Genomic DNA, 25,980 nt, shown 5'->3' on the forward strand with positions numbered 1-25,980 from the left:
AAGACATTGTTGAATCCATGTGGAGAATCGCATGGCAATCCTCGACGACCTGGCCTTCTTTCAGCAGCTGGCGAGAGCGGGCAGCCTCACTGCTACGGCTCAGGCGCTGGGGCTGTCGCTGTCGGCGGTGAGCAAGCGCCTCAAGCAGCTCGAGGCGCGGCTGGGGGTAACGCTGGCCAGCCGCACCACGCGCCGGCTGACGCTGACTGCCGAAGGCGAGCGCTACCTGGCGCGCGGAGCGGCGATCCTCGAGGAGCTCACCGAACTGGAAGAGACGCTGGGCGACCAGCGTGCAGCGCTCTCCGGGCCGCTGACGGTCAATGCCACCTTCGGTTTCGGGCGACGGCACGTGGCTCCGCTGCTCTCCGCATTCTGCCGTCGCCATCCCGGCATCCGGGCGCAGCTCGAACTCACCAACTTCCCGCTGAGCCTCGGTGAGCGAGATGTGGACGTGGGCATTCGCGTCGGCGAGCCGCCGGATTCCCGTCTGGTGGCCCGGCGCATCCTGGCCAACCGCCGCGTGCTGTGCGCGTCGCCCGACTACGTGGCCCGGATGTCGCCGCTGGAGAGCCCCGCCGACCTGGCAGCCCATCCCTGCCTGGTGTTGCGCGAGAACGCCAGCGACTTTGCACTGTGGCGCTTCCAGCGTCGCGACGCGAGCGGGACGACCCAGGCGATCAAGGTGAGCGGGCCGCTGGCCAGCAACGACGGCGAGGTCATCGTGCGCTTGGCCCTGGATGGGCACGGCATCGCTCTGCGCTCCTGGTGGGACGTGCATGCGCACCTGGAAAGCGGTGCGCTGGTGGAGTTGCTGCCGGCATGGCAGGGTGTGCGCGCCGACTTCCATGCCGTCTATGCGCAGCGGCGTCACGTGCCGCTGCGAATTCGTGCCTTCATCGCCTATCTTGAGCAAGAGATGGAGCGTCGCGTGCCGCCGCTGCCGGCAACGGAAACCGCCAGACAAGGAGTCTCGCCATCGTGAACGTGCTGATGTTCACCAACACCTATCTGCCGATCGTCGGCGGGGTCAGCGAATCGGTGCAGCGCCTCAAGGCGCAGCTGCAGGCTGCCGGCCACCGGGTGCTGGTGGTGGCACCGCGCCTCGATGGCCAGCCACGACATGAGACCGATGTGATCAGGGTCACGGCGGTCCAGCACTTCAACGGCAGCGACTTCTCTCTGCCCGTGCCCATCCCCGGGCAGCTTTTCGAGGCCATCGAGGCCTTCGAGCCCGATATCGTGCATACCCACCACCCCTTCCTGCTTGGCGACACGGCAGTGCGGGCGGCGGAGACCTATGGGCTGCCGCTGGTGTTCACCCACCACACCCTCTACGAGCACTACACCCACTACGTGCCTGGCGATTCGCCGCGCATGCAGCGCTTCGCCAAGGCGCTGGCCACCGAGTACACCCATCTGTGCGACGCGGTGATCGCCCCCAGCGAGAGCATCCGCGACCTGCTGCTCGAGCGCGACGCCAACCCGGCAATTCACGTGGTGCCCAGCGGAGTGGATACGGTACGTTTCGCGGCCGGCAGCGGCCAGGCCTGGCGGCGGCGGCTCGGCATCGCGGACGACGCCTACGTGATCGGCCACCTGGGGCGGCTGGCCCGGGAAAAGAACCTCGCCTTTCTCGCCGTGGCAGTGGCCAAGGCGCTGGCCGTCCTGCCGAAGGCGCACTTCCTGGTGGTGGGCGAAGGTGATGCGCGCCAGGCGATGATCGAGGCTGCGGAGGGCGAGGGGGTCGCCGCGCGGGTGCATTTCACCGGTCGTCTGGAGGGGCAGTCGCTCATCGATGCCTACCACGCCATGGACGTCTTCGCCTTCGCCTCGCACAGCGAGACCCAGGGCATGGTGATCGCCGAAGCGATGGCGACGGGGCTGCCGGTGGTGGCCGTGGACGCTCCCGGCGTTCGCGAGGTGGTCCGAGACGGCGCGAACGGGCGACGGCTCGACCACGATGATGCCGATGACTTCGCCGAGGCCCTGGTGTCGCTGTCGGCTCGCGACGTACGCAGGCCCCTGGGGGAGGGCGCACGCACCACCGCAGCGGCCTACGATGAAGCGAGCTGTGCCGAGCGCTGCCTGGCCGTCTACCGTGCCGCCATCGCACGCGGTGGCGATTTCACTCATGCCGACGATGGCGGTTGGGAGCGGGTGCGCGCTCGGCTCGGTGCCGAATGGCGCATGCTTTGTCACCGCGGGCGGTTGCTGAAACAGCTGGTGCAGGAGGAGTGGGAGCACGACCGCCCCGACTGGTGGCCGCGTCGTCATCACGCCCCCTCGAAGCTGCCCGAGAAATGACGCTTCAGCGCCGGCGGCGACGCTCGGCCCAGCGCTTGAGTCCGGCCAGCAGCATCACGCCCGTCAGTAGCCCACCCAGGGCCCATGCCAGGTCGCCACGGCTGTCGGCGGTGGCCAGCTCACCGAGCTGGCTGCCCAGCAGGGTGACGCCGGCCAGACCGGGAACGATGCCTAGGGTCGAGCCGATCAGGTAGTCGCGAAAGCGCAGCCGAAAGGCGCCGGCCATCAGATTGGTGAGCGTGAAAGGGGCCAGCGGCAGCAGGTTCACCAGCGTCATGGTGCGGATGCCGCGGCCGGCCAGGTAGCGCGACAGGCCGCGCAGGCGCTGGCCGCCGTGGCGCAGCAGGGTCTCGCGGCCGAGGCGTCTCCCTACCCACCAGGTGAGCGCCGAGGCGGCGAGCGTGCCGGCCAGTGCATAGGCGAAGCCCCACCAGGGACCGAACAGTAGCCCCGTCAGTGCCACCAGCAGGCTCAGCGGGAACATCACCAGCGAGGCGCCGGCGTAGATGGCCATGATCACCAGTACCGCCCAGTTGGCGTCGCGCCAGGCGACGGAACCCTTTGCCAGCGTTTGCAGCGCCTCGACGGTGAGCACGTCTTCCAGCGCCAGCCATTGCCAGCCGAGTCCCAGCGCCACCAGCATGGCGAGGGCGACCAGCAGGAAAATGACCGAACGGGGCATGGGCGGACGCCTGGGCTGCCTAGGGGGCTACAGGATACGGTGGCAGAGCCCGCCTTCCAATGGCGTCCGCGGTTGGGGCGTCAAAGCGAAAGCGATTCGCGCACCGTCGACCAGGCGGGTTCGCCATCGCGGTCGGTGACGTCGGCGAGCATCGCTTCCACGCGCTCGGCGTTGTCGCGGATCCACTGGCTGGCCACGTCATCGACGTCACGTTCTTCCTGGCCGTATTCGCGGATCATCCAGCTCTGCTCCTCGGCGCTGAAGGCGAATTGGGAGAAGAACTCGGCCAGGTTGGGATGGGACTCGGCGTAGTCGCCGCGCATCAGCGTCAGCACGTCGCTCTCGCCGTTGTTCTCGCCGAACAGGTCTTCGGGGTCGTCGAGGTAGCGCATCGGCAGCTCCAGGTTCATCCAGTGCGGCGTCCAGCCGACCCAGACGATGGCTTCCTCGCGCTCGATGGCGTCGCGGGCGGCGCCGAGCATGCCTACGGTGCTGGTGTCCACCAGCTGCCAGTCGCCGAGGCCCCAGGCATCGTCGTCGATGGCCGCGTTGAGGATTTCGCTGGCGGCGGAGCCGGCGCCGAAGCCGTGGATCTCGCCGTCGAACCGGTCGCGGTTCTCGTCGAGATCGGCGAAGCTCCGGATGCCGTCTTCGTACAGGTATTCCGGCACGGCCAGGGTCATCTGGGCACCGTCGACGTTGTTGGCCAGGCTCTCGATGGTGCCCGCGGCCTCGAGCGGCTCGAACATCTCGCGCTGGGCCGGCATCCAGCCACCCAGGAAGACGTCGATGTCACCGCTCTCCAGGCCCTGGTAGATCACCTGCAGGCCGACGTCGTGGCGGCGGGTGTCGTAGCCCAGCGGTTCCAGCAGCTGCTGGGCGATCTCGGTCTTGACGGTGATGCCCGGCCAGGCCGGTACGCCGAAGTCCAGGGTGGCGTCGTCGGCGGCGGCGTGGGTAGCCAGGCCACCGGCCAGGGCAGCGAGAGAAAGGGTCAGGGGCAGTTTCATACTAGTCTCCTCGTCTTGGTAATCACCGGCGCCTTGTGGTTGGTTTGAGTGGCGGCGGGGTCAGTGGAAGCTTGCGTGCGGAGTCAGGGATGGCGAGCCAGTACCCGCAGGCGCGACTCGAGCATGTCGCGGTCCAGGTAGGTGCCCTGCAGGTGGCGCCGCCCGGTGTTGGGGTCGAAGGCCCCGCGGCCGTGCAGCACGCGGCGGTTGTCGAACGCGATCATGTCGCCGGGACGCAGGGTCAGGTCCAACTGATGGCGCGGCTCGTGCAGCAGCGTCCAGAAGCGGTGGTAGGCGCGGTACCAGGGCTCGATGACCTCGGCGGGCAGGCGCAGGGTGTCGCGAATCCAGTTGTTGAAGCGCACGTCGACGACCCGGCCCTCGGCATTGCAGGTCAGGATCGGTGCGCACACGGCGATGTCCTGGTCTTCGTCCTGAAAGCGAAAGTCGATGGGCATCTCGCTGAGCAGGCGGAAGGCCTCCGGGTCTTCCTGCCGGAGCGTCTCGGCGACCTGGTAGCCATCGGCGAACAGCGATTCGCCGCCTTCGGCGTCGTTCTCCAGGCAATACAGCAACTGGATGTCCGGCGGGTGCTGCCAGTTGGGCAGGTCGGTGTGCAGGGCCAGGGCGATGGCGGTGTAGGCGGCATTGTTGGGGTTGGGCTTGGACTGGACGTCGAAGCGAGCCCCGAAGTTGGTGGCGCGAAGCGGGCCGATGCGCGTGGCCAGCCGGCTCACCTCTTCGTCGGCGAGCGGGCCGTTCTCGAGCAGCACCAAGCCGTCGCGCAGCAGCGCTTCGAGCCAGGCGCGTTCACCGTCCACGCCGCCGGTGAAGGCGGCGTGGGCGACCCGCGCCAGGCGGTAATCGTCGCTCCACGGTCGCGGGGCGGGCAATGGCGAGATGGCCGTGCTGCCGGGGCGACGCTGGTGCAGCCATCTGCCGTCGAAGCGGCTCTCGTGGCCGTCGGGCCAGGTCAGCAGCAGGTGGCCGCCTTCCAGGCGGGTCTCGCTGGCCGGGTCGATATCGGCCCGCGGCAATGCCAGGCGCTCGCGGGTCTGCGGATGCCGGCATTCGGTGCAGGCACAGTGGTCGCGCAGCCACAGCCAGGGCAACCGGGCCTGGGCATCGTCTTCCCAGGTCAGGCGGAGCCCATCGGCGCTGGACCGGGCGTCGCGAAGCCGGGGAGCATCGGCATAGGGCGCGAGCTCGTGCATGGCCGGCGAGTCGACAGGCGCATCAGGGGAAGGGGCAGTGTGCATCCGAGCCTCCACGGTTGCTGACGGGTTGATGACGATCAAGGCTCAATAGGGTGGGATGTGGTAACGACGCTGACAAACGATTAATCTGGCCCCTATGGCCAAACTCAGCTTATAGCTTACTTTCTCATGGATGCCTTGCCTCCCCTGATCTGGCTGCAGGCCTTCGAGGCGGCAGCGCGCACTCTCAGCTTCACCGCTGCCGGCCGTGAGCTGGGCGTGACCCAGGCGGCGATCAGCCAGCGCATCCGGCTGCTCGAGGATCGCCTGGGGCAGAAGCTCTTCGTGCGTCACCCGCGCAGCTTGACGCTGACCCCGGCGGGACAGGCCTGGCTGCCCAGCATCCACGACGCCTTCGCGCGGCTCGCCGAGGGCACTCAGGAAGTGTTCGGCGGTACGCCGTCGCGGGCGGTGACCCTGCGCACCACGCCGGTCATCCAGCAGAGCTGGTTGGCGCCGCGCCTGCTGGATTTCCACCGCGCCCACCCGGAAGTGGCCGTGCGCCTGGTCAGCGCCATCTGGCCCGACGACTTCGGTCCCCAGGGCGCCGACCTGGAGATTCGCTACGGGCTGGGCGACTGGGCGGACATGCAGGCGGTGTCGCTGGGAGACGAGAGTCTGTTGCCGGCCTGTGCGCCGTCCTTGGCGACGATGCTGCATGAGCCGGCCGACCTTGCCGGCCGTACCCTGCTGCACGCGGTGGGCTTCGCCGTGGGCTGGACGACCTGGCTGGAACGGGCCGGGGTGGCCGGGCTCGAGCAGGCGTGCCCGGCTCTGACCTGCGACAACCAGGTGATGACCCTGACGCTGGCTAGCCGGGGTGGCGGCGTGGCGCTGACCCATCGACGCCTGCTCGAGGGCCGTGACGACCTAGTGGCGCCCTTTTCCCTGGCCGTGCCCAGCGAAGAGGCCTTCTGGCTGGTGCGGCCGGCGCGGCACAGCGACCATCCCGATGTGCTGCTATTGTGGGAATGGTTGCAGCCGACGGGGCCATGGCCGTCGTCAGGGGGAGAACGAGCATGAGTCGATATCGCAGCGTTGCGCTGACGGTTGCCGTCGTGTGGTCGGTCATGGCCGGGGTCGCGCTGGCCGATGCTCGCAAGGGGCGCGAAGGACCTAGCGTCGAGCCCGCACGCAGCTGGCAGGAGCGCGCTCCGTGGCGAGACCGGAAGTTCGAACGCTACGGGCGAGACGTGGAAATCGGGGTGCTCGTCGATGGCGAATGGCTGGAGCGGTGGCGTGGCCTGGCGTTCCCAGCAGATCGAGGAGGTCCCGACGTGTGTCGCCAGCGTGGCCAGATCACCTGGTCGACCCGTCGGCTGGCGTGTCCGGATCGCCTGCCGCAGCAGGGCGTGCGGCGCTGGTCGACCCGGCCTGACGATTGAGCCGATGTGGCGACTTCGACTGGCGGTCGGAGCCGTGCGGTTGCAACGCCTTCCCTTGAATGGACCGACAAGGAGGTCGCCTTGAGTTTTCGTTTCCCACGTCGAATCACACTGGCTCCGGGCATGCGGCTGAATCGGGGCAAGCGCAGCCTGGAGCTCTCGGTGGGTTCGGATGGTGCCAGCCCCAGCACGGAGGCGAGCGGCGGGCGCGAGGGTCGGCCTCGCGGCGGCAACGGGCGTACCAGCTTGGCCGCTGCCCTGGAGACCTGTTTGTCACACGGTGAGACGCTTTTCGTGCGGCTCGAGATCGGTGATCAGGGCACCATCCGTTACTTCTATGGCGACGGCACGCCCATGACGGAGAGCGAATCGCGCGTGCTTCGTCGCCATGCACGGACAGCGCTGCGCGAACGACTGGAGCGTTACTGCCGCCGTCTGAACGAGGATCTCGAGCACCTGGGCCGGCTGCACGAGGAAACGCCGCACCCGCAGACCAACGGCTACACGCCGCGGCATTTCGACGAGGCGCCGCCTGCGTCGCCGACGTTTCGAGCCGCGGCCTGGTGGCACGCGCTGTGGCCGCCAGCCAAGCGGCGCCGCGAGGCGGAGAATCGTCGTCGGCAGGCGGCATTCGATGAGGCCTACCGCGACTGGGAATGGCGCAAGGCCGAATACGACGCCGCCGAATTCGCACGCCAACGCCGAGAGAGCGAGGCGGTGTGGCATGACCGGGATGCGATGGAGCAGACCCTGCGCGAGCGGCTGGAGGAGATCGACTGGCCGCGCGAGACCGTCATCGATTTCGACCTGGGACAGGACGATCGCACCATTGCGGTGGACGTCGAGTTACCCGCGGAAGACGAAATGCCGGACCGTCTCTGGACCATGCCTGCCAAGCAAGTGAAGCTCACCCCCAAACGGCTCAGCGCCACTCGGCAGCGCAGGCTCTATCGCGACCACGTGCACGGCATCGCTTGTCGCGTGCTGGGCGCGGTCTTCGCTCGTCTTCCCGCCATCGAGGAGGCCCGCGTCTCCGGTTATCGCCTGGTGACCGACCCGGCCTCTGGCCGTGAGCGGGACCAGTACCTCTACAGCGTGAAGGTCACCCGAAAGCAGTGGGAAAAGACCGACTTCGACGGGCTGGAGGAGACCGATCCGGTCGTTGTCGTGGAGGCTTTCACGCTACGTCGAGACATGACCAAGACGGGCATCTTCCGCGATATCGAGCCGTTCAAGCTGGTTTAGGGCTTGCGTATCGTAGCCGTGCCAGCGGCTCCTGGCGAAAGTAGCGTGCGAGCAGGGCGTAGAGCTCGGGGTAGGCGGCGTGGAGCACGTCCGGGGCGGTGAAGAAGTGCTCGCAGCACACCGCGAAGCACTCGCCGGGGTGGCTGGCGGCGTAGTCGTCGATGGGCGTGTCATCGCCGCGTTCGAGGTGCGCCTGCAGGTCGTCCCACACCGCGGTGAACACGCGATGCCACACCCGGGGATCGATGTCGCCCGGTAGCGGCGGGAAGCCGTCGACGTCGAGCGAGTTGCCCATGTCGAGCTTGTGGGCGAGCTCGTGGATCACCACGTTGAACCCGGTGAAGTCGCCGCTTTCCATGAGGTCGGTGAAGGAGAGCACCACCGGCCCCTGGTGGGAGGTCTCGCCGGCTCGCTCGTCCTCGTAGGCGTGCATCACTCCGAACTCGTCCATCTCTTCCACCTGGCGACGGAAGGCGTCGGGCAGGATCTGGATCTCGTGCACCCCGGCAAGTGCATCGTCGTGGTCGACCTCCGACCAGCCCAGGGTTAGCAGGCAGGCCTGGGCGGCCAGCGCCAGCTGCGCTGGCCGGTCGAAGGGCGTGCGCTCGGCCAGATCCGGGTGCAGGCTGATGCGTTTGGCGTGCAGGAATCGCCAGGCCCGCCAGCCCAGCCGTTCGGCCTCGCCGTCGGTGAGCGCCGCCAGTAGCGGCAGGCGCGTGCGCGCCTCGGCCCAATCGGTCTCGGGCAGAGGGTGGCGGGTGGCGAAGCGTGCTTCGCGCCACCGTTTCAGGCGGCCAAGCACGGCTCAGTTCTCCTCCAGGTCGGCCCCCGACTTCCACGACCAGTCGCGCCAGCGCAGGTCGAAGAGATCCTTGCGGCGATCCTTCAGGTTGGTCACCGAGCCCTCGGCGCGCACCACGGTGAGCCGCGTGAGGTCGAGGTCCGAGAACATCACCATCTCGGTGTTGGGCGTGGTCTCGGAGAGCACGGCGTCGTGGGGGAAGGCGAAGTCCGAGGGCGAGAACACCGACGACTGGGCGTACTGGATGTCGAGGTTCTCGATGGAGGGCACGTTGCCCACGCTGCCGCACAGCACCACGTAGCACTCGTTCTCGATGGCGCGCGCCTGCGAGCAGTGGCGCACTCGCAGGTAGCCGTTCTTGGTGTCGGTCCAGAAGGGTACGAAGAGAATGTCCAGGTCTTGGTCTGCGAGCAGGCGCGACAGCTCCGGGAACTCCACGTCGTAGCAGATCTGGATGCCCACCCGTCCGGCGTCGGTATCGAAGACGCGCAGCTCGTCGCCGCCGTCGATCACCCAGTCGCGGCGCTCCTGGGGCGTGATGTGCAGCTTGTCCTGGTGCTCGATGGTGCCGTCGCGGTGGCACAGGTAGCTGACGTTGTAGAGGCGGTCGTCGTCGCGTAGCTCGATCATCGAGCCGGCGACGATGTTGATGTTGTAAGCCACCGCCATGCGCGACAGTTCGGTGACGAACTGCTCGGTGAAGCCGGCCAGGAAGCGGATCGCCGCCTGCTGGTCCTGCTGGGCGGCGCGATCCTGAAGACCCATCAGCGGGGCGTTGAACAGCTCCGGGAAGACGGCGAAGTCGCTCTGGTAGTCGGAGAGTGCGTCGACGAAGTACTCCACCTGCTGCAGCACCGCTTCCACGGACTCGAACTCGCGCATCTGCCACTGCACGGCGCCTACCCGCACCTGGGTGGGACGGTTCTCGAGTACCCGCTCGGCGGGCTCGAAGAGGATGTTGTTCCACTCCAGCAGGGTCGCGTAGCCCTGTGACTTCTCGTCCTCGGGCAGGTACTTGCGCAGCAGGCGCTTGACCTGGAAGTCGTTGGCGAGCTGGAAGGAGAGAATGGGATCGTGGATTTCCTTGCGTGCCACCTTCTCGATGTACTCGCTGGGCGAGAGTTCGTGGGCGTGCTCGTGGTACTGGGGGATGCGTCCGCCGGCGAGGATGGCGCGCAGGTTCATCGAGCGGCACAGCTCCTTGCGCGCCTCGTAGAGGCGCCGGCCCAGGCGATAGCCGCGATAGTCGGGGTGGATCAGCACGTCCAGCCCGTAGAGCGCGTCGCCCTCCGACTCGTTGAGGATGATCTCGCGATTGCCGATCAGGTCGTCGTAGCGATGGGGGTTGGAGAACTCGTCGTAGTCGACCTTGACGGTCAGCGCCACGCCGACCAGCCGGCCGTCGTCCTCGATGGCGATCTGGCCGTCGGGGAATTCCTGGATCAGCCGGTCGATGGTATGCCGGGGCCAGGCGCCGCCGATGTCGTCATAGACGGCGTCCATCAGCGTCTTGAGCTGGGGGTAGTCCTCCTGCGTCAGGTTGCGCAGGTTCAGGTGCAGGTCGTCAAGGGACATGGAGCGTCTTCTTCCTGAGCCTAGGGGGTGAGGCATTCTAGCACGCTCGCCCGGCCGCCCTGCGAGATGTCACCGATGCGTCATCGGTCGGTCATCGCGGGGTCATGAGGCGTGCGCATCCTGCATGGAGGACAAACCGGCACGAGCGGCTACGCTTGAGGGGAGCACAGTGGCCCAGCAGGTGATTCGCCTGCCTGTCAGGGCATGGCACAGCGATACCGGGCAAGGCATGAGCAACGACAACAACAAGCGCATCACTCTCGACGACGTCAGCAAGCACTGGGCCGGGGCGGCAGCGGTGGATGGCATCTCCTTCACGGTGTCGCCGGGGGAATTCGTGATCCTGCTCGGGCCCTCGGGCTGCGGCAAGTCGACTACGCTGCGCATGATCGCCGGACTCGAACCGGCCTCCGGCGGGCGGATCTGGATCGCCGAGCGCGACGTGACGCCGTTGGCCCCGGGTGAGCGCGGCATCAGCATGGTCTTTCAGTCCTATGCGCTCTTTCCTCACCTGAGTGTCGCCGACAACATCGTCTTCGGCCTGCGCAGCCGCAAGGTACCCAAGGCCGAGCGCAGCGAGCGTCTCGCTCGGGTGGCCGAACTGGTCGGGCTCACCGAGTACCTCGAACGCAAGCCGGCCCAGCTCTCGGGCGGTCAGCGCCAGCGGGTGGCGCTGGCCCGGGCGATCATCTCCGAGCACCCCATCTGCCTGATGGACGAACCGCTCTCCAATCTCGATGCGCGTCTGCGTGGCGAGATGCGACGCGAGATCAAGGCGCTCCAGCAGCGCTTGGGCATGACGGTGATCTACGTCACCCACGATCAGGTGGAGGCGATGAGCATGGGCGATCGTGTGATCCTGATGCAGGAGGGGCGCATCGTTCAGGACGGCACTCCCGGCGAACTCTACGACCGCCCCGCCACGGCCTTTGCGGCGAGCTTCATCGGCAGCCCGGCGATGAATCTGGTGGCGTTGGCCGCAGCGGCGGACGGCGCGGTGATCGATGGCGAGCCTCGCTGTCATGTCGCCAGTCATGCCGCCAAGGGGCACTGGCTGGGGTTGCGTCCCGAATCGATCCAACTGGCGCCGACCGAGGCCCCGGGCGTGCCGGCCGAAGTGGTGGATGCCGAGTATCTGGGCGCCGACACCATCGTGCGCCTGCAGGTTGGCTCCCAGCAATTGCGTGCCCGGGTGCCGGGGGTGCCTGATCGGCGGCCCGGCGATGCCTGCCGGTTGCAGTGGGAGCCTCGAGCGATGCATTTCTTCGACGGCGAGAGCGGGCAGCGTCTGGCGCTCGCCGGTCACGATGTCGCGGCGCCGCCGCATCCGCTGACGCCGGACGAGGCACTGAGCGTGTCCTCCCCGCACGGCATCCACCCACAGGAGTGAACCCATGAGTGCTTTTCTTCCCCGTACCCTGAGCGGCCTGGCCGCCGCCGGCCTGTTGGTCGCCGGTCAAGCCACTGCCCAGCAGGAGCCGGTAGAGCTCACCATGTACTACCCGGTCGCGGTCGGCGGGGCCCTGACCGACGTGATCGACGGCCTGGTCGCCGATTTCGAGGCCGAGCACCCCGACATCGCGGTCGATGCCATCTATGCGGGCAACTACGACGACACCCGGGTGCGCGCCATGTCGGCCGTCGAGGCCGGTGACTCGCCGCAGCTTTCGGTGATGTTCTCCATCGACCTCTACGAGCTGCTCGAGCAGGACGTCATCGTCGCCTTCGACGAGGTGGTCGAGAGCGAAGAGGAGCGCGAGTGGGTCGACAGCTTCTACCCGGCGTTGATGGAGAACGGCATGCTGGACGGCCAGACCTACGGGATCCCCTTCCAGCGTTCGACCATCGTCTTCTACTGGAACAAGGAGGCCTTCGCGGCGGCCGGGCTCGATCCCGACACTCCGCCCGAGACCTGGGAGGAGATGGCCGAAATGGCGGCCACCATCCGCGAGGCGGGCGAGGACGACCAGTGGGGCGTGATGGTGCCCTCTACCGGCTACCCCTACTGGATGTTCCAGGCCTTCGCCTTTCAGAACGGCCATCGTTTGATGAGCGAGGACGGGACCGAGGTCTACTTCAATGACCCGGCGGCCGTGGAGGCTCTGGAGTACTGGGTGTCGCTGGCCAGCGAGCACGAGGCGATGCCCGACGGTACCCTCGAATGGGGCACGCTGCGCCAGAACTTCATCGAGGAGTCCACTGCGATGATGTGGCACAGCACCGGGAACCTCACCGCGGTGAAGAACGAGGCCGACTTCGACTTCGGCGTGGCGATGCTGCCCATGAACACTCAGCGCGGCAGCCCTACCGGCGGCGGCAACTTCTACCTCTTCAAGGATTCCAGCGAGGAGGAACGGCGTGCGGCCATGACCTTCATTCGCTGGATGACCGCCCCGGAGCGGGCTGCCGCCTGGTCCATCGAGACCGGCTACATGGGCGTCAGCCCCGCCGCCTACGAGACCGAGGCGCTGCGGGAATACGTCGAGGAGTTCCCGCCGGCGGCGGTGGCTCGCGACCAGCTCGAGCACGCCACGGCGGAGCTCGCCACCTACCAGGGCGGTCGGGTGCGCCGTGCGCTGGACAATGCCGTCCAGGCGGCGCTGACCGGCCAGATGACGCCTCAGGAAGCGCTGGACCAGGCACAGGCCGAGGCCGATGCGGCACTGCGCCGCTACGCGCGCTGACGTTCTGATAGCCGTTGCCGACGCAAACGCAAACAGGGAGCGCCGGGGCAGGTCAATGAAGCGGTCATTTGCCAGGGGTGGGTTGGCCATGGATGGCCAGCGTCGGCCCTGCGAGCGGAGTGGAATGCAAGAACGCCGCAGGGCAAATGACGCTCCAGGGAGGGATTCACAGCGCCTCCTGAGTGGCCTCTGTCCCCGGTAACCCCAAGACAGGACGAAGCATGGCGAACCCGACCTCCGATCGCCGCATGCAGATCTACGGCGCTTTGCTGCTACTGCCGGCGGCGGTGCTACTCGGCACCTTCGCCTACTTGCCTACCGTCGCCACACTGATCAACAGTCTCTTCCTGCCCGGCTTTCGCGGTGCGCCGCCGGCGTTCGTCGGGCTGGAGAATTATCGGGTGCTGATCGAGGACGCCACCTTCTGGCAAGTGGCGCGCAACAACCTCTTCTATGCGCTAGGTACCATTCCTGCCTCCATCGCCCTGGCGCTGGGCATGGCGCTGTTCGTCAACGGCCGACTGCCGGGACGAGGGCTGGTGCGCATGGCCTACTTCACGCCCACCATCCTGCCGATGATCGCCGCGGCCAACATCTGGATGTTCTTCTATGCACCGCAGATCGGGCTGTTCAACCACCTGCTCGAGGGCCTGGGCATCAGCGGGCCGAACTGGCTCGGCGATCCGGGGGTGGCGCTCGGCTCGGTGATCGTGATGACCATCTGGAAGGAGGCGGGCTTCTTCATGATCTTCTACCTGGCGGCACTGCAGAGCATCCCGCCGGAGCTCGAGGAGGCCGCCAACCTGGAGGGGACCGGCCGCTGGAGCTACTTCTGGCGGGTGACCTTCCCGCTGCTGATGCCCACCACGCTGTTCGTGCTGATCAATGCGCTGATCAACGCCGTGCGCGTGGTCGATCACCTCTTCATTCTCACCAAGGGCGGGCCCAACAATGCCACCAACCTGCTGCTCTACTACGTGTACGAGAACGCTTTCTCGTTCTTCGACCGCACCTATGCGGCTACCATCACGGTAGTGATCCTGCTGGTGCTGGCCGTGGTGGCGACCATCAAGTTCCGTGTGCTCGACCGTCGGACCCACTACCAATGAGAGCATTCACCATGCTGCTGCCGGGGATACGACCATGATCGCTACCGCCAGCCCCGCGACTCGCTTCGGCGCCTACCTGCCCAGGCTGGAGACGACGGCCGCCTGGCTGTTGGCGATCGTATGGATATTTCCACTGCTGTATGCCGTGTGGGCAGCCTTCCACCCGGCCGAGTTCATGGTGCGCTTCGACCTGCTGGCGCCGCTGACCCTGGACAACTTTGCCGATGCCTGGGAGCAGGCGCCTTTCGCGCGCTATTACCTCAACACCTTTCTGCTGGTCACCGGCATCGTTGCCGCACAGTTCGTGGTATGCACCCTGGCGGGCTTCGCCTTCGCTCGCTTTCCCATTCCCGGCAAGGACTTCCTGTTCATGCTGGTGCTGATCCAGCTGTTCGTGTTTCCCGAGGTGCTGATCGTCGAGAACTACCGTATCGCAAGCTCCCTGGGGCTGGTCGACACCATCGCCGGCATCGGCTTGCCCTACGTGGCCAGCGCCTTCGGCATCTTCCTGCTGCGCCAGACCTTCAAGACCATCCCGCGAGAGCTGGAAGATGCCGCCCGTGTCGAGGGTTGCGGCTGGATGGCGGTGCTGCTCAAGGTCTACGTGCCGCTGGCCAAGCCCACCTACCTGGCCTACGGGCTGGTCTCCATCAGCCACCACTGGAACAATTTCCTGTGGCCGCTGGTGGTCACCAACTCGGTGGAAAGCCGCCCGCTCACCGTGGGGCTGGGGATCTTTTCGGCACCGGAGACGGGCGTCAACTGGGCCACGATCAGTGCCGCCACCCTGCTCAGCATTGCACCGCTGCTGGTCGCCTTCCTGCTCTTCCAGCGTCAGTTCGTGCAGTCCTTCCTGCGGGCGGGAATTCGCTGAGTCTCAGCTCAGGCGCTGTCGCCGCGCGGCCAGCAGCGGCCGGGTCAGCGTCTGGGCCATGAGCACGCCAGCGAGCACCAGGGCGCCGCCGATGACATGAAAGACGGCCAGCCGTTCGCCCAGGGCGAGCATGGCGATGATGGCACTGAACAGCGGCATCAGGTTGATGAAGATGCTGGCGCGGCTGGCACCGATCTGGCGGATGGCGCGCATCCACAGGTAGGTGGTGACGATCGAGGCGGGAATGCCGGCGTACACGATCAGCCCGACGTTGCCGGCATCCACCGGCGTCATGGGCCCCAGCAGGTAGGGGGGCAGGAGCAAGAGCACGGCGAAGCACACCTGGGCATAGAGCACCACCCAGGGCGGAAGGTCCAGCGGCCAGCGCTTGAGCATCACCCCGTAGAGGGCGTAGCAAGTGGCGGCGATCACCATCAGCGCATCGCCCACCGCGACCTCGAGGCCGAGCAAGGAGGCCGGATTGCCTCGGCCCAGCAGCACCAGCACGCCGACCAGTGCCACGCCGCCGCCCAGAGTGCCGCCGAGGGTCGGCGCTTCACGCAGGATCAGGGCGCTGAGCAGCACGGTGAGCAAGGGCACCATGGCGGCGAGAATGCCCATGTTGGTGGCGCTGGTGGTCTCCGCGGCGACGTAGGCCAGGCCCTGCCACAGCGCCATGCCGAGCATGCCGAGGATGGCCAGTTTGGACCATTCACGGCGAATGGTGGCCCGGTGCTTCCAGGCGCTGGGGGCGACGAAGGGAGTGAGCACGGCCAGTGCCAGCACCCATCGCAGGAACGCGATGCTGCTCGGTGCGATGGCGCCCACAGTGAGCTGGTTGATGGTCATGTTGCCGGACCAGATCAGCACGGCGCCCAGCGGTGGCAGCAAGTACAGCAGCGGCATGGCATCCTCGACGGTGGAAAGCGTGAAGCCCCGCACGAGGCGGGGCTTCAAGGATACGTCAGAGGTGGGCGTCAGGCGATGGCGGCAACGGCCGCCTTGGCGATCTGCACGTCCTGGTCGGGCTTGACGCCGGAGATGCCCACGGTGCCGGCCATCTGACCCTCGACCCATACCGGTACGCCGCCGGAGAGCATTCCCTGCAGCGGCACCGAGAGGAAGGCGTTGCGGCCGCCGTTGATCATTTCCTCGAACTGCTGGGTTTCGCGGGCGCCCAGGGCGGCACTGCGCGCCTTCTCCGTGGCGATGCCCACTGTCATGGCCGGGGCGCCGTCGAGGCGGCGCAGGCCGAGCAGGTGGCCGCCGTCGTCGGCCACGGCGACGGTCACCTTCCAGCCGTTGGCCTCGGCTTCCTGCTGGGCGGCGTCGAGGAGGGCGTTGACCTCGCTGAGGGTCAGTACGGGCTTGGTATTCATCGGGACTCCTTGGTTGATATTGGCTACGGGCTACGGGCTACGGGCTACGGGCTACGGGCTACGGGCTGCTCGAGACCCGTCGCTCGTGGCCGGGGCAAGGGCCTCATCGACGATCTCGATCCAGTGCCTGACCTCGGTGCGGCCGGCGCTGGCCAGGTGGGTCTGGCAGCCGATATTGGCGGTCACGATCGTTTCCGGATGCCCCGCTTCCAGGTTGTCGAGCTTGTTATCGCGCAGCTGGGTGGCGAGCTCCGGCTGGGTGATGGAGTAGGTGCCCGCCGAACCGCAGCACAGGTGGGCGTCGGCCACCGGGGTGAGGGTGAAGCCGAGCTTGACCAGCACGGCTTCCACGGCGCCGCCGAGCCGCTGGGCGTGCTGCAGGGTGCAGGGGCAGTGGAAGGCCAGCTTGCGGCTCTCCTTGATGGCGAGCGGCGCGACATCCTCGTCGCGCAGCACCTCGACGAGGTCCTTGGCCAGTTCGCTGACCCGTGCCGCCTTCTCGGCATAGGCCGGGTCGTCGGCGAGGATGTCGCGGTACTCCTTGACGAAGGCGCCGCAGCCGCTGGCCGTCTGCACGATGGCTTCGGCCCCGGCCTCGATGTGGGGCCACCAGGCGTCGATGTTGGCCCTGGCTCGTGCCCGGCCGTCGTCCTGGGCGTTCAAGTGGAAGTCGATGGCCCCGCAGCAACCCGCCTCGCTGACCGGCGTGAGGCCGATGCCCAGGCGGTCCAGAACCCGCGCCGTGGCAGCGTTGGTGTTGGGCGAGAGTCCCGGCTGGACGCAGCCCTCGAGGATCAACATCTGTCGGGCGTGCTGCTGATGGTCGGGGCGCGTGCCGGCATCCACCGGGGCCGGCGGCAGTTTGTTCTTGAGCGCACCCGGCACCAGCGGCTTGAAGGTCAGCCCCAGCTTGAGCAGTGCCTTGAAGCGTCGAGGATCGACCAGGGCCTTGCGCAACCCGAAGCGCAGCGCCTGCTCGCTGGCCTTGCGCGGCACGCGGCGTTCGATCTCGGCACGGCCGATGTCGAGCAGCTTGTGGTACTCCACGCCCGATGGACAGGTGGTCTCGCAATTGCGGCAGGTCAGGCAGCGGTCCAGGTGCAGCCGGGTCTGCTCGGTCACCAGGCCGTCGTCGTCCGGGTTCTCGAGCATCTGCTTCATCAGGTAGATGCGCCCGCGCGGCCCGTCGCGCTCGTCGCCGAGCAGCTGGTAGGTGGGGCAGGTGGCGTTGCAGAAGCCGCAGTGCACGCAACTGCGCAGCACGCGGTCGGCCTCGCGGATGTGCGGCTGCTTGAGGGCTTCCTCGGTGAAGTGCGTCTGCATGTCAGCTTCTCGTCAATCTCAGAGGTCGGCGTAGAGTCGGCCAGGGTTGAAGATGCCGTGCGGGTCGAGTTCGGCCTTTAGGTTGCGGTGGTACTTCATCAGCACCGCGGACAAGGGTGTGAAGGGCTCGACGCCGGCCACGCGGGGGCCGTAGCAGGTAGCGTGGCCGCCGGCTTCGCGGCACGCCTCGCGCAACGCCTCGGAGTCGAGTTCGGCGCGCAGCCAGCGTTGGGCGCCGGCCCAGTCGTGGAGCATGGCCGTGTCGTCGATCTCGGCCAACCCCAGGTCGGGGGCACGATGCGGCAGCGAGAGGCGCCACAGCGGCCGGGCATCGTCGGCGGAAAAGAAGGGCAGCGCGAGATCGCGCAGGGCGTCCCACCAAGCGTTGTCCAGGTCGTCGCCGCCGATGCGCTCACGGGTCGCGGCCACCGAGCTGGGGCCGCCTTCGAGACGCAGGTGCAATGCACCGTCTAGCCAGGCGGCAGCACTGATCGGCAGCGGCTCGCGCCCCCACTCGGCGAGGCGTTGGCGGGCATCGGCCAGCGGTAGCTCCAGGCGCAGGCTCTGGGTGGTGAGCGGGCGCGGGATCACCTTCAGCGATACCTCGCCGATCACGCCCAGAGAGCCCTGGGCGCCGACCATCAGCCGCGACAGGTCGTAGCCGGCGACGTTCTTCATCACTTGGCCGCCGAAGCGTTGCTCGATGCCCTCGTGGTTGATCAGGCGGATGCCGAGTACGAAGTCGCGCACTGCGCCGGCCCAGGGACGGCGCGGTCCCGAGAGTCCAGTGGCGATCATGCCACCGACGGTGCTGGCTTCACCGAAGCGCGGCGGTTCGAAACCGAGCATCTGGCCGTGCTCGGCCAGCGCCGCTTCCAGCTCGGTGAGCGGCGTACCGGCACGCACCGAGACGACCAGTTCCACCGGGTCGTAGAAGGTGATGCCGTGGTGTTCGGCGGTGGATAGGGTCTCGCCCTCCACCGGACGACCGTAGAAGTGGCGCGTGTCGCCGCCGACGATGCGTAGCGGAGTGCGCTCGGCGGCGGCCTGGCGAAGACGCTCGCCAAGCGCGGCGCTGGCGTCGTGGCCGGGATAGTCGGTGGGTGCAGTGCTAGCCATGGGCGTTCCTGTCAGCCTTGCTCGCTGGTGGCGGGGGCGTCCGCCGCCTGTTTGATGGTCTTGAACTCCGAACAGCGCGCTGGGGTGGGAATGTTCTTTCCCGGGTTGAGCAGTTCGGCGGGGTCGAAGGCGGCCTTGGCGGCGCGGAAGGTGGCCAGCTCGTCGGGACGGAACTGGGCGCACATCTGGTTGATCTTCTCGCGGCCCACGCCGTGCTCGCCGGTGATGGTGCCGCCCACGGCCACGCAGAGCTCGAGGATCTCGCCGCCCAGCGCTTCGGCGACGTCGAGCTCGCCCTCGCGGTTGGCGTCGAAGAGGATCAGCGGATGCATGTTGCCGTCGCCGGCGTGGAAGACGTTGGCCACGCGTAGCCCGTAGCGCTCGGAGAGCTCGGCGATGCCGGTAAGCACGCGGGGCAGGGCGCGGCGCGGGATGGTGCCGTCCATGCAGTAGTAGTCCGGTGACATGCGGCCCACGGCGGGGAAGGCGTTCTTGCGGCCCGCCCAGAAGCGGGCGCGCTCGGCCTCGTCGCGTGCCTGACGCACTTCGGTGGCGCCGGCTGCTTCCAGGACCCGACGGACCCGCGCGCAGTCGTCGTCGACGTCGGCCTCCACGCCGTCGAGTTCGCACAGCAGGATCGCCTCGGCGCCGACCGGATAGCCGGCCTTGACGAAGTCCTCGGCGGCCTGGATGGCGAGTTTGTCCATCATCTCCAGCCCGCCGGGGATGATGCCTGCCTCGATGATATCGCCCACGGCGAGGCCGGCTTTTTCCACGTCGTCGAAGCTGGCCATCAGCACCTTGGCGGTCTCGGGTTTGGGCAGCAGCTTGACGGTGATCTCGGTGACCACGCCGAGCATCCCCTCGGAGCCGGTGAACAGCGCCATGAGGTCGAAGCCGGGGGCATCCAGGGCATCGCTGCCCAGCGTCAGGGTTTCGCCCTCGATGGTCAGCACCTGCGCCTGGATGACGTTGTGCACGGTGAGACCGTACTTGAGGCAGTGCACGCCGCCGGCGTTCTCGGCCACGTTGCCGCCGATGGAGCAGGCGATCTGCGACGAGGGATCCGGGGCGTAGTAGAGGCCGTAGGGGGCCGCCGCTTCGGAGATGGCCAGGTTGCGCACGCCGGGCTGGACGCGGGCGATGCGCGCTTCGGGGTCGATCTCGAGGATGCGCGCGAATCGCGACAGCACCAGCAGCACGCCCTGCTCCAGCGGCAGGGAGCCCGCGGAAAGGCCGGTGCCGGCGCCGCGGGTCACCACCGGCACGCCAAGCGCATGGCAGCGGGCCAGCAAGGTGCGCACCTGGTCGAGGGTGTCGGGCAGGGCCACCAGCATGGGCAGGGCACGGTAGACCGAGAGGCCGTCGCACTCGAAGGGGCGCATGTCCTCCTCGCGATGGAGCAGCGTCATGTCGGGCAGGTGGCGGGCCAGGTCGGCTTGCACCTCGGCCGGGTCGCGGTTGGGGAGCGGCCCGTCGAGCCGTTCGTCATAGAGGATGTTCATGGTCTCTCCCGGGATGGCGGCGCCTGACTGCATTCTAGGTGGAGAGGCTGATGTGTGTAAATGGAAAATATTTTCAGGATTTTGGTCGGGACGATTCCAGGGCAACGACGACGGCCCCGCCGAGGTCGACGGGGCCGGTGAATTGCCAGGCTTGCGCCGGTCAGCCGAGGCTGAGCAGCGGGTCCGAGACGCCCAGCACGTAGAAGGCCACCAGCCCGATCACGCCGGTGAGCAGCAGATAGTAGATCGTCGGCAGAATGGTCTTGCGAATGGTGTCGCCTTCGCGACCCAGCAGGCCCACCGTGGCCGAGGCGGCCACCACGTTGTGAATGGCGATCATGTTGCCTGCCGCGGCACCCACGGCTTGCAGTGCCACCATCATGGCGGTGGAGATGCCGAGCTGCTGCGCGACGTTGAACTGGAAGTCCGACAGCATCAGGTTCGACACCGTGTTGGAGCCGGCGATGAAGGCGCCCAGACCGCCCACGGCCGGTGCGAACAGCGGGTAGATGTCGCCCACTCCGTCGGCGACGAAGCGCGCCATGGCTACCGGCATGGAGACCAGATCGGACGCGTTGACCCCGGAATTGATCAGGATGCGCACCATGGGGATGGTGAAGATCAGCACGAAGCCGGCGCCGAGCAGCGTCTTGGAGGATTCGCCGAAGGCGGCCTTGAGTTCGCTGCCGCGCATGCGATGGATCACTGCGGTGACCAGCACCACCATCAGCAGGATGCCTCCGGGCAGGTAGAGCGGCTGGACGCTGCCGGAAACGCCGGCTTCGCCGAGGATGTCGCTCCAGCCGAAGGCGAACGAGGTCAGGGCGTTCTTGATCGGTTCGACGGTGCGCGAGATGACCAGGAAGACGGCCAGCAGCACGTAGGGCACCCAGCCCATGAAGGTGGAGATCGGAGCTTTGCCGGTGACGTCGTCGAGCTTGATCTCGAGATTGCCGATCCAGTTGTCCGGCCATTGGCTGGACTCGGCGAAGTCCCAGGTGTCCTTGGGCAGCAGGAAGCCGCGGCGCGCCGCCGGCACGACGATGGCCAGGCCGACCATGGCGCCGATCATCGACGGGAATTCCGGTCCCAGCAGTACGCCGGCCAGAGCGTAGGGCACCACGAAGGCGACGCCGGCGAACAGGGCGAACGGCGTGATCGAAAGTCCCTCCTTCCAGGAACGGTTGGCGCCGAAGAAGCGCACCATGATCACCACCATGATGAGCGGCATCAGCACGCCGACCAGAGCGTGGACGATGGCGACTTCAGCGGCGATCAGACGGAAGTATTCGAGCCAGGTATGCCCGCCCGCTTCCAGCGCCTCGCTGATGCCGGAGCGGTCGATACCGCCGGTGACGCCGACCACGATGGGCGTGCCCACGGCACCGAAGGAGACCGGGGTCGACTGGATCATCATGCCCACGACCACGGCGGCCAGTGCCGGGAAGCCGAGTGCCACCATCAGCGGCGCGGCCACGGCAGCCGGGGTGCCGAAACCCGAAGCGCCCTCGATGAAGCAGCCGAACAGCCAGGCGACGATGATTGCTTGTACCCGGCGGTCGGGGCTGATGCCGGAGAAGCCGTTGCGAATCGCCTTGATGCCGCCGGAGTGCTTGAGCGTGTTGAGCAGCAGAATGGCGCCGAAGATGATCCACAGGATGGCGACCGTGAGGATCAGCCCCTGGAAGGTGGACGCCAGCACCCGGCTGACGCTCATGTCCCAGGCGAGTAGCGCGATCAAGGCCGTTACCGCATAGACCACGGGCATGGCCGTGCGCGCGGGCAGGCGAAAACCGATTAGCAGGATGCCCGCCAGCAGCAGCGGCGTGAAGGCGAGCAGCGCAAGAGTCGTGTCCGTCATGGGCAGTGGGACCTCGCAGTGGATTGTTGGTTGGAACGTAGATCGTCGTGCGACCGACGCTGGCGAGTCGCAAGATACGTCGGCTCGGACGAGAAGGCCATCGATGGGTAATTGGTATTACCAATTTAGATGTAAGAGGCGTGCGCTTAGATTCTCGATTTTATGTTTTATAAACAGTGCCTTGTCGGTTTTCTCAAAGAATGGAGGGACGCTCGGCGCCGCATGAAGGTTAGACTAATGGACAAAACGGGTGCGGAGTGGGCAACTGCAGAAGCCGTTTGTCAGCGAGCGAGCAAGGCTGGCACTATCGCGTGATGGCCGGGCGACGCCCGGCGCGGAGACGATCACCATCACGCCAGGAGACGAGCATGGCACGGGTACTCTACGAACTCTGTGGAATCGATGAAAGGCTGCGTTTTTCACCCTACTGCTGGCGGGTTCGCTATGCACTGGCCCACAAGGGGCTGGAGGCGGAGTGTCGCCCTTGGCATTTCACCGACAAGGAGGCGCTGGCCTTCGCCGACCACGACAAGGTGCCGGTGTTCGTCGACGGCGATGAGGTCGTGACCGACAGCTACGCCATTCTGCGCTATCTGGATCGGGTGTATCCCGAAGCGCCGCTGCTCGGCGATGGCCTGGCCGAGTCGCGGGCACGCTTCTTCAAGCACTATGCCGAACGCGCCCTGGCACCGGCGATGCTGCGCACCATCATCATGGATCTGCTCAATGCCATCCATCCCAAGGATCGCGACTACTTTCGCGAGACCCGCGAGAAACGCTTCGGCCGCGCTCTGGAAGAGTTCCACTCCCCGGCCAAGGGACTGACGCAGCTGGATGCCGCTCTGGAGCCTCTGCGCGGCTGCCTGAAGGATGCCGACTTTCTCGACGGCGAGTCGCCGGCGGCGGCCGATTATCTGGTGTTCGGCAACTTCATGTGGGCGCGCTGCGTCTCCACCGCGGATCTCGTCTCCAATGCCGACCCGGTCTACGCCTGGCTCGAGCGCATGCTCGACCAGCACGATGGCCTGGGTCGCCACGCCGTGCGGGTCACCGATATCGAAGGCGCTTACCGCTAGCAGCCGCACCGACTGCGGGCTCGAAAGACGCCTTGTTGCACTGCACAAAAAAGCTTGCTATGCTGCATTGCAACAAGGCGGTTCCGGTGATGGGATCCTGCCTTGGCTACCGAAACCAGAGGAGGTGCATCATGAGCAAGACCCAATCAACCGCAACCCAGCAGTTCGACACTCTGTTCCTCGGCCCGGCCCGTACCTACGGCGCGCTGAGCCTCGAGTACACCGAGAAGCTGGTGGCGGCTCAGTTCGAGGCCTTCCGTGCCTACACCGACCTGAGCCTTGCCCAGGCGCGCGCCTGGCTGGACGTGAAGGATGCCGAAGGCCTCAAGCAGGTCGTGGAATCGCAGCAGAAAGCGGCCCAGGATCTCGGCGAGCGTGTCAAGGGCGACGCCGAAAAGGTCGTGACCCTGAGCCAGGAGTACCTGCAGAAGGGGCAGAAGCTGGCCGAAGAGAACGTCAAGGCCGCCAGCAGCGCAAAATAACGGCACGAACGAGCCGGGCGCGTCGCCGACGCGCCCGTTCTCCGCGAAGCCACCGCTCCCCTCGGGGAGCGGTGGCTTCGTCTTGCATGGCAATGCGCGAAGCGATCAGCGCGTGGGTTGCTCCAGCAGGGCGATCACTTCCTCGTCCGAAACCTGGCCGAAGTTGGCGAAGAACTGTCCGACTGCCATGAAGTTGGGCGGAACCGCCAAACACACTACCTCGTCCGCCAGGGGCTCGAGGCGGGCGACTGCCTCTTCGGAGGCTACCGCCAGCGCTGCGATCAATCGGGCGGGACGCCCCTGCAGCGTTTTCAGGGCCGCTTCCATGGTGGCTCCGGTCGCGCTGCCGTCATCGACGACGATCACCACGCGGTCGTCGGGCGGAATCGGTGGGTGCACGGGCGTGTAGCGCTCGCGTCGCTGCTGCAGCACCTGGCGCTGGCGCTCGGCCTCCCGCTCCACCACTTCGGAGGAGAAGCGCGAGGCGGCGGGGTCGAGATACCTTTCGCCGGCCTCGTTGACCGCACCGATGGCGAACTCCGGGCTGCCAGGAGCCCCGATCTTGTGCACGAGCACCACGTCCAGTTCCCCTTCCAGCGCTGTCGCCAGGTGCCAGCCCATGGGCACCCCTCCTCGAGGGATGGCCAGCACCAGGGGATTCACGCCTTTGAGGTGCATGAGGCGGTCGGCCAGACGCTCGGCCGCATCGCGACGGTCACGGAACATCACAGACCTCCTGAAGACGCCACTCCTGTTTGTCAGTGTAGCGGCAAGGTTCCGGTACGTTCAGCCACGAATCAGGGTCATCGGTTGGCGCTTTCACTCGTGGTCAGCGTGGCGTCTCGACGTTCGGGTGGCTGCCGACTGGGCTTGCCGGGCAGCACGGCATCGAGCGCCAGGGCGGCCACGGCGGCGGGAACCAGCCCCGATTTGAGCAACAGACCGGCTTGGCCCGGCATGGTCTCCGAGATCGCCTCGACCGCCGGCAGGCCGATGCCCAGGCTCAACGCCACGGCAATGATCAGCATGGCGCGCTGGTCCAGTTCGCACTCCTGGATGATCTTGAGTCCGGCCGAGGCGATCATGCCGAACATCACGATGCCGGCGCCTCCCAATACGGCGTGGGGCATGGCGGCGACCAGGCCGCCCAGCTTGGGGAACAGCCCCATGGCGATCAGCAGCAGGCCGCCGATGGTCACCACATGGCGGCTGACCACGCCGGTCAAGGTGATCAGACCGACGTTCTGGGCATAGGCGGTATTGGGCAGGGTATTGAACACCGCGGCGAAGGAGGTGGCCACGCCGTCGGCCATCACGCCGCCGGAGAGTTCGCGATCCTTGGCTGCCCGGCCAGCGCCGCCGGTGGTGATGGCGGAGATGTTGCCGATGGTCTCGAGACCCACCACGAACATGATCAGTACCATGCCGGTGATCGCGGTCAGCGAGAATTCCATGCCGTACTCCAGCGGCTTGGGCACGGCGAACCAGCCGGCATCGGTGAGATGCGTGAAGTCGACCTTGCCCAGCGCAATGGCCACCAGGTAGCCGGCGACCAGGCCGAACAGGATCGACGAGGCCTTGATGAAGCCCCGCCCCAACTGGTGCACGGCGATGGTGACCACCAGCACGAAGCAAGCCAGTGCCAGGTTGGTGGGAGACGCGAAGTCCTCCGAACCCACACCGCCGGCGGCGTAGTTCAACCCGACGGGCATCAGGGTGATCCCGATCAGCAGCACCACGATGCCGGTCACTACGGGGGAGAACCAGTGGCGTATCTTCTTGAGGAAGGCGCCCAGAACGACCTGCATCAAACCGGCGACGAAGGAAGCTCCGAGCACCGCCGGCAAGCCAAAGGCCTTGGCCAGCGGCAGGGCGACCGGCAGAAAGCCGAAGCTGGTGCCCTGGACGATGGGTAGGCGTGCGCCGATGGGGCCGATGCCGATCGTCTGAATCAGCGTCGACACCCCGGCGACGAACAGTGCCACCTGGATCAGAAATATCTGCTCTCCGGCACTGGCGCCGATCACGCCGGCAATGATGATCGGCGGGGTCACGTTACCCGCGAACATGGCCATGATGTGCTGCAGGCCCAGCGGAATGGCCTTGGCCAGCGGCGGCATGGCATCGGGGTTCCGGTTGATGGTCCGCGAGGGTCGGGGATGGGCGGAAGACTGCTCGGATTCGGTCATGTCGGGCTCTCGAACTTGTTGTTGTATTTCGTGGTGCAACTGGATTTTCACCACGATGCCGAAGTTAATGTACACAATCCATCGTGGTTACAAACACAATGCTAGCTTGTTTTGGTGTAG

24 protein-coding genes are annotated in these 25,980 nt (G+C 66.9%); 11 read left to right on the forward strand and 13 right to left on the reverse strand.

Annotated elements, in window-relative coordinates:
* The first annotated feature begins 31 nt into the window (after positions 1–31).
* Both BLP96_RS10010 and BLP96_RS10015 read left to right on the forward strand, forming a co-directional pair.
* Positions 32–982: a LysR family transcriptional regulator gene (locus BLP96_RS10010; RefSeq protein ID WP_089685695.1), complete on the forward strand. Its 951-nt coding sequence runs from the start codon at positions 32–34 to the stop codon at positions 980–982.
* Complete coding sequence (locus tag BLP96_RS10015) at positions 979–2,304, forward strand: glycosyltransferase (protein WP_218118600.1); 1,326 nt, start codon at positions 979–981, stop codon at positions 2,302–2,304. The genes BLP96_RS10010 and BLP96_RS10015 overlap by 4 nt, the downstream gene beginning before the upstream one ends.
* Before the next feature lie 4 nt (positions 2,305–2,308).
* Here BLP96_RS10015 and BLP96_RS10020 read toward each other — a convergent pair whose 3' ends face one another.
* From BLP96_RS10020 to BLP96_RS10030, 3 genes are all read right to left on the reverse strand, one after another.
* Positions 2,309–2,986, reverse strand: coding sequence for a TVP38/TMEM64 family protein (locus BLP96_RS10020; protein WP_089685696.1), 678 nt, complete (start codon positions 2,984–2,986; stop codon positions 2,309–2,311).
* A gap of 80 nt (positions 2,987–3,066) precedes the next feature.
* Positions 3,067–3,996, reverse strand: coding sequence for an ABC transporter substrate-binding protein (locus BLP96_RS10025; protein WP_089685699.1), 930 nt, complete (start codon positions 3,994–3,996; stop codon positions 3,067–3,069).
* A gap of 83 nt (positions 3,997–4,079) precedes the next feature.
* Complete coding sequence (locus BLP96_RS10030; RefSeq protein ID WP_089685701.1) at positions 4,080–5,255, reverse strand: TauD/TfdA family dioxygenase; 1,176 nt, start codon at positions 5,253–5,255, stop codon at positions 4,080–4,082.
* A 126-nt stretch (positions 5,256–5,381) separates the two neighbouring features.
* Here BLP96_RS10030 and BLP96_RS10035 point away from each other — a divergent pair, with 126 nt between their 5' ends.
* The 3 genes from BLP96_RS10035 (at position 5,382) to BLP96_RS10045 (ending at position 7,882) form a co-directional block, all read left to right on the forward strand.
* On the forward strand, positions 5,382–6,275 hold the full coding sequence (locus tag BLP96_RS10035) for a LysR family transcriptional regulator (RefSeq protein WP_089685703.1): 894 nt from the start codon (positions 5,382–5,384) through the stop codon (positions 6,273–6,275).
* Positions 6,272–6,637 (forward strand): hypothetical protein, encoded by a 366-nt coding sequence (locus tag BLP96_RS10040; protein WP_089685705.1) that lies wholly within the window; start codon positions 6,272–6,274, stop codon positions 6,635–6,637. The genes BLP96_RS10035 and BLP96_RS10040 overlap by 4 nt, the downstream gene beginning before the upstream one ends.
* 81 nt (positions 6,638–6,718) lie before the next feature.
* On the forward strand, positions 6,719–7,882 hold the full coding sequence (locus tag BLP96_RS10045; RefSeq protein ID WP_089685707.1) for a DUF4236 domain-containing protein: 1,164 nt from the start codon (positions 6,719–6,721) through the stop codon (positions 7,880–7,882).
* Here BLP96_RS10045 and BLP96_RS10050 read toward each other — a convergent pair.
* A complete protein-coding gene (locus BLP96_RS10050) occupies positions 7,869–8,684 on the reverse strand; it encodes a M90 family metallopeptidase (RefSeq protein WP_089685709.1) in 816 nt (271 codons plus the stop codon). The two genes, BLP96_RS10045 and BLP96_RS10050, sit on opposite strands and share 14 nt — an antisense overlap.
* 3 nt (positions 8,685–8,687) lie before the next feature.
* Positions 8,688–10,259: a bifunctional GNAT family N-acetyltransferase/carbon-nitrogen hydrolase family protein gene (locus BLP96_RS10055; RefSeq protein WP_089685711.1), complete on the reverse strand. Its 1,572-nt coding sequence runs from the start codon at positions 10,257–10,259 to the stop codon at positions 8,688–8,690.
* A gap of 229 nt (positions 10,260–10,488) precedes the next feature.
* Here BLP96_RS10055 and BLP96_RS10060 point away from each other — a divergent pair, with 229 nt between their 5' ends.
* From BLP96_RS10060 to BLP96_RS10075, 4 genes are all read left to right on the forward strand, one after another.
* Positions 10,489–11,649 carry an ABC transporter ATP-binding protein gene (locus tag BLP96_RS10060; RefSeq protein WP_089685713.1) on the forward strand — a complete coding sequence of 387 codons (1,161 nt, stop codon included), beginning with the start codon at positions 10,489–10,491 and terminating at the stop codon, positions 11,647–11,649.
* Positions 11,650–11,653: 4 nt separating this feature from the next.
* The gene (locus tag BLP96_RS10065) at positions 11,654–12,943 is read left to right on the forward strand and encodes an ABC transporter substrate-binding protein (protein WP_089685715.1); all 1,290 of its coding nucleotides are present in this window, start codon (positions 11,654–11,656) and stop codon (positions 12,941–12,943) included.
* Positions 12,944–13,164: 221 nt separating this feature from the next.
* Positions 13,165–14,052, forward strand: a complete 888-nt coding sequence (locus BLP96_RS10070) for a carbohydrate ABC transporter permease (protein WP_089685717.1) — start codon at positions 13,165–13,167, stop codon at positions 14,050–14,052.
* A gap of 34 nt (positions 14,053–14,086) precedes the next feature.
* Positions 14,087–14,926, forward strand: coding sequence for a carbohydrate ABC transporter permease (locus BLP96_RS10075; protein ID WP_089685719.1), 840 nt, complete (start codon positions 14,087–14,089; stop codon positions 14,924–14,926).
* Positions 14,927–14,929: 3 nt separating this feature from the next.
* Here the strand turns inward: BLP96_RS10075 and BLP96_RS10080 are convergent, their stop codons facing one another.
* The 6 genes from BLP96_RS10080 to BLP96_RS10105 all read right to left on the reverse strand — a co-directional run bounded on the left by BLP96_RS10080 (position 14,930) and on the right by BLP96_RS10105 (position 22,113).
* Positions 14,930–15,832 (reverse strand): DMT family transporter, encoded by a 903-nt coding sequence (locus BLP96_RS10080; protein WP_089685906.1) that lies wholly within the window; start codon positions 15,830–15,832, stop codon positions 14,930–14,932.
* Between the two features lie 71 nt (positions 15,833–15,903).
* Entirely contained in the window at positions 15,904–16,305 is a 402-nt protein-coding gene (locus BLP96_RS10085; protein WP_089685720.1) for a GlcG/HbpS family heme-binding protein, read from the reverse strand.
* A gap of 51 nt (positions 16,306–16,356) precedes the next feature.
* On the reverse strand, positions 16,357–17,628 hold the full coding sequence (gene glcF / locus BLP96_RS10090) for a glycolate oxidase subunit GlcF (protein ID WP_089685722.1): 1,272 nt from the start codon (positions 17,626–17,628) through the stop codon (positions 16,357–16,359).
* A gap of 18 nt (positions 17,629–17,646) precedes the next feature.
* Positions 17,647–18,747, reverse strand: a complete 1,101-nt coding sequence (glcE, locus tag BLP96_RS10095; RefSeq protein WP_089685724.1) for a glycolate oxidase subunit GlcE — start codon at positions 18,745–18,747, stop codon at positions 17,647–17,649.
* Between the two features lie 11 nt (positions 18,748–18,758).
* On the reverse strand, positions 18,759–20,252 hold the full coding sequence (gene glcD / locus BLP96_RS10100; RefSeq protein ID WP_089685726.1) for a glycolate oxidase subunit GlcD: 1,494 nt from the start codon (positions 20,250–20,252) through the stop codon (positions 18,759–18,761).
* 160 nt (positions 20,253–20,412) lie between these two features.
* Complete coding sequence (locus tag BLP96_RS10105; RefSeq protein ID WP_089685727.1) at positions 20,413–22,113, reverse strand: L-lactate permease; 1,701 nt, start codon at positions 22,111–22,113, stop codon at positions 20,413–20,415.
* A gap of 368 nt (positions 22,114–22,481) precedes the next feature.
* Here BLP96_RS10105 and BLP96_RS10110 point away from each other — a divergent pair, with 368 nt between their 5' ends.
* Together BLP96_RS10110 and BLP96_RS10115 are read left to right on the forward strand one after the other, a co-directional pair.
* Positions 22,482–23,189, forward strand: a complete 708-nt coding sequence (locus BLP96_RS10110) for a glutathione S-transferase N-terminal domain-containing protein (protein ID WP_089685730.1) — start codon at positions 22,482–22,484, stop codon at positions 23,187–23,189.
* Between the two features lie 131 nt (positions 23,190–23,320).
* Positions 23,321–23,671 (forward strand): phasin family protein, encoded by a 351-nt coding sequence (locus tag BLP96_RS10115; protein ID WP_089685732.1) that lies wholly within the window; start codon positions 23,321–23,323, stop codon positions 23,669–23,671.
* A gap of 105 nt (positions 23,672–23,776) precedes the next feature.
* On the opposite strand, the gene BLP96_RS10120 is transcribed toward BLP96_RS10115, so the two are convergent.
* The gene (locus tag BLP96_RS10120; protein WP_089685734.1) at positions 23,777–24,397 is read right to left on the reverse strand and encodes a phosphoribosyltransferase; all 621 of its coding nucleotides are present in this window, start codon (positions 24,395–24,397) and stop codon (positions 23,777–23,779) included.
* A 77-nt stretch (positions 24,398–24,474) separates the two neighbouring features.
* A complete protein-coding gene (locus BLP96_RS10125) occupies positions 24,475–25,860 on the reverse strand; it encodes a uracil-xanthine permease family protein (protein ID WP_089685736.1) in 1,386 nt (461 codons plus the stop codon).
* Positions 25,861–25,980 lie beyond the last annotated feature (120 nt).

Origin of the sequence: Billgrantia gudaonensis, from assembly GCF_900100195.1 — a bacterium.
Lineage (GTDB): Bacteria > Pseudomonadota > Gammaproteobacteria > Pseudomonadales > Halomonadaceae > Halomonas > Halomonas gudaonensis.

Bases quoted from the DNA above. Each gene is read 5' to 3' on its own strand.
- BLP96_RS10010 (WP_089685695.1), top strand. From the start codon at position 32: ATGGCAATCCTCGACGACCTGGCCTTCTTTCAGCAGCTGGCGAGAGCG.
- BLP96_RS10020 (WP_089685696.1), bottom strand. From the start codon at position 2,986: ATGCCCCGTTCGGTCATTTTCCTGCTGGTCGCCCTCGCCATGCTGGTG.
- BLP96_RS10025 (WP_089685699.1), bottom strand. From the start codon at position 3,996: ATGAAACTGCCCCTGACCCTTTCTCTCGCTGCCCTGGCCGGTGGCCTG.
- BLP96_RS10030 (WP_089685701.1), bottom strand. From the start codon at position 5,255: ATGCACACTGCCCCTTCCCCTGATGCGCCTGTCGACTCGCCGGCCATG.
- BLP96_RS10035 (WP_089685703.1), top strand. From the start codon at position 5,382: ATGGATGCCTTGCCTCCCCTGATCTGGCTGCAGGCCTTCGAGGCGGCA.
- BLP96_RS10040 (WP_089685705.1), top strand. From the start codon at position 6,272: ATGAGTCGATATCGCAGCGTTGCGCTGACGGTTGCCGTCGTGTGGTCG.
- BLP96_RS10055 (WP_089685711.1), bottom strand. From the start codon at position 10,259: ATGTCCCTTGACGACCTGCACCTGAACCTGCGCAACCTGACGCAGGAG.
- BLP96_RS10060 (WP_089685713.1), top strand. From the start codon at position 10,489: ATGAGCAACGACAACAACAAGCGCATCACTCTCGACGACGTCAGCAAG.
- BLP96_RS10065 (WP_089685715.1), top strand. From the start codon at position 11,654: ATGAGTGCTTTTCTTCCCCGTACCCTGAGCGGCCTGGCCGCCGCCGGC.
- BLP96_RS10070 (WP_089685717.1), top strand. From the start codon at position 13,165: ATGGCGAACCCGACCTCCGATCGCCGCATGCAGATCTACGGCGCTTTG.
- BLP96_RS10075 (WP_089685719.1), top strand. From the start codon at position 14,087: ATGATCGCTACCGCCAGCCCCGCGACTCGCTTCGGCGCCTACCTGCCC.
- BLP96_RS10080 (WP_089685906.1), bottom strand. From the start codon at position 15,832: ATGCCGCTGCTGTACTTGCTGCCACCGCTGGGCGCCGTGCTGATCTGG.
- BLP96_RS10085 (WP_089685720.1), bottom strand. From the start codon at position 16,305: ATGAATACCAAGCCCGTACTGACCCTCAGCGAGGTCAACGCCCTCCTC.
- glcF (WP_089685722.1), bottom strand. From the start codon at position 17,628: ATGCAGACGCACTTCACCGAGGAAGCCCTCAAGCAGCCGCACATCCGC.
- glcE (WP_089685724.1), bottom strand. From the start codon at position 18,747: ATGGCTAGCACTGCACCCACCGACTATCCCGGCCACGACGCCAGCGCC.
- glcD (WP_089685726.1), bottom strand. From the start codon at position 20,252: ATGAACATCCTCTATGACGAACGGCTCGACGGGCCGCTCCCCAACCGC.
- BLP96_RS10105 (WP_089685727.1), bottom strand. From the start codon at position 22,113: ATGACGGACACGACTCTTGCGCTGCTCGCCTTCACGCCGCTGCTGCTG.
- BLP96_RS10110 (WP_089685730.1), top strand. From the start codon at position 22,482: ATGGCACGGGTACTCTACGAACTCTGTGGAATCGATGAAAGGCTGCGT.
- BLP96_RS10115 (WP_089685732.1), top strand. From the start codon at position 23,321: ATGAGCAAGACCCAATCAACCGCAACCCAGCAGTTCGACACTCTGTTC.
- BLP96_RS10120 (WP_089685734.1), bottom strand. From the start codon at position 24,397: ATGTTCCGTGACCGTCGCGATGCGGCCGAGCGTCTGGCCGACCGCCTC.
- BLP96_RS10125 (WP_089685736.1), bottom strand. From the start codon at position 25,860: ATGACCGAATCCGAGCAGTCTTCCGCCCATCCCCGACCCTCGCGGACC.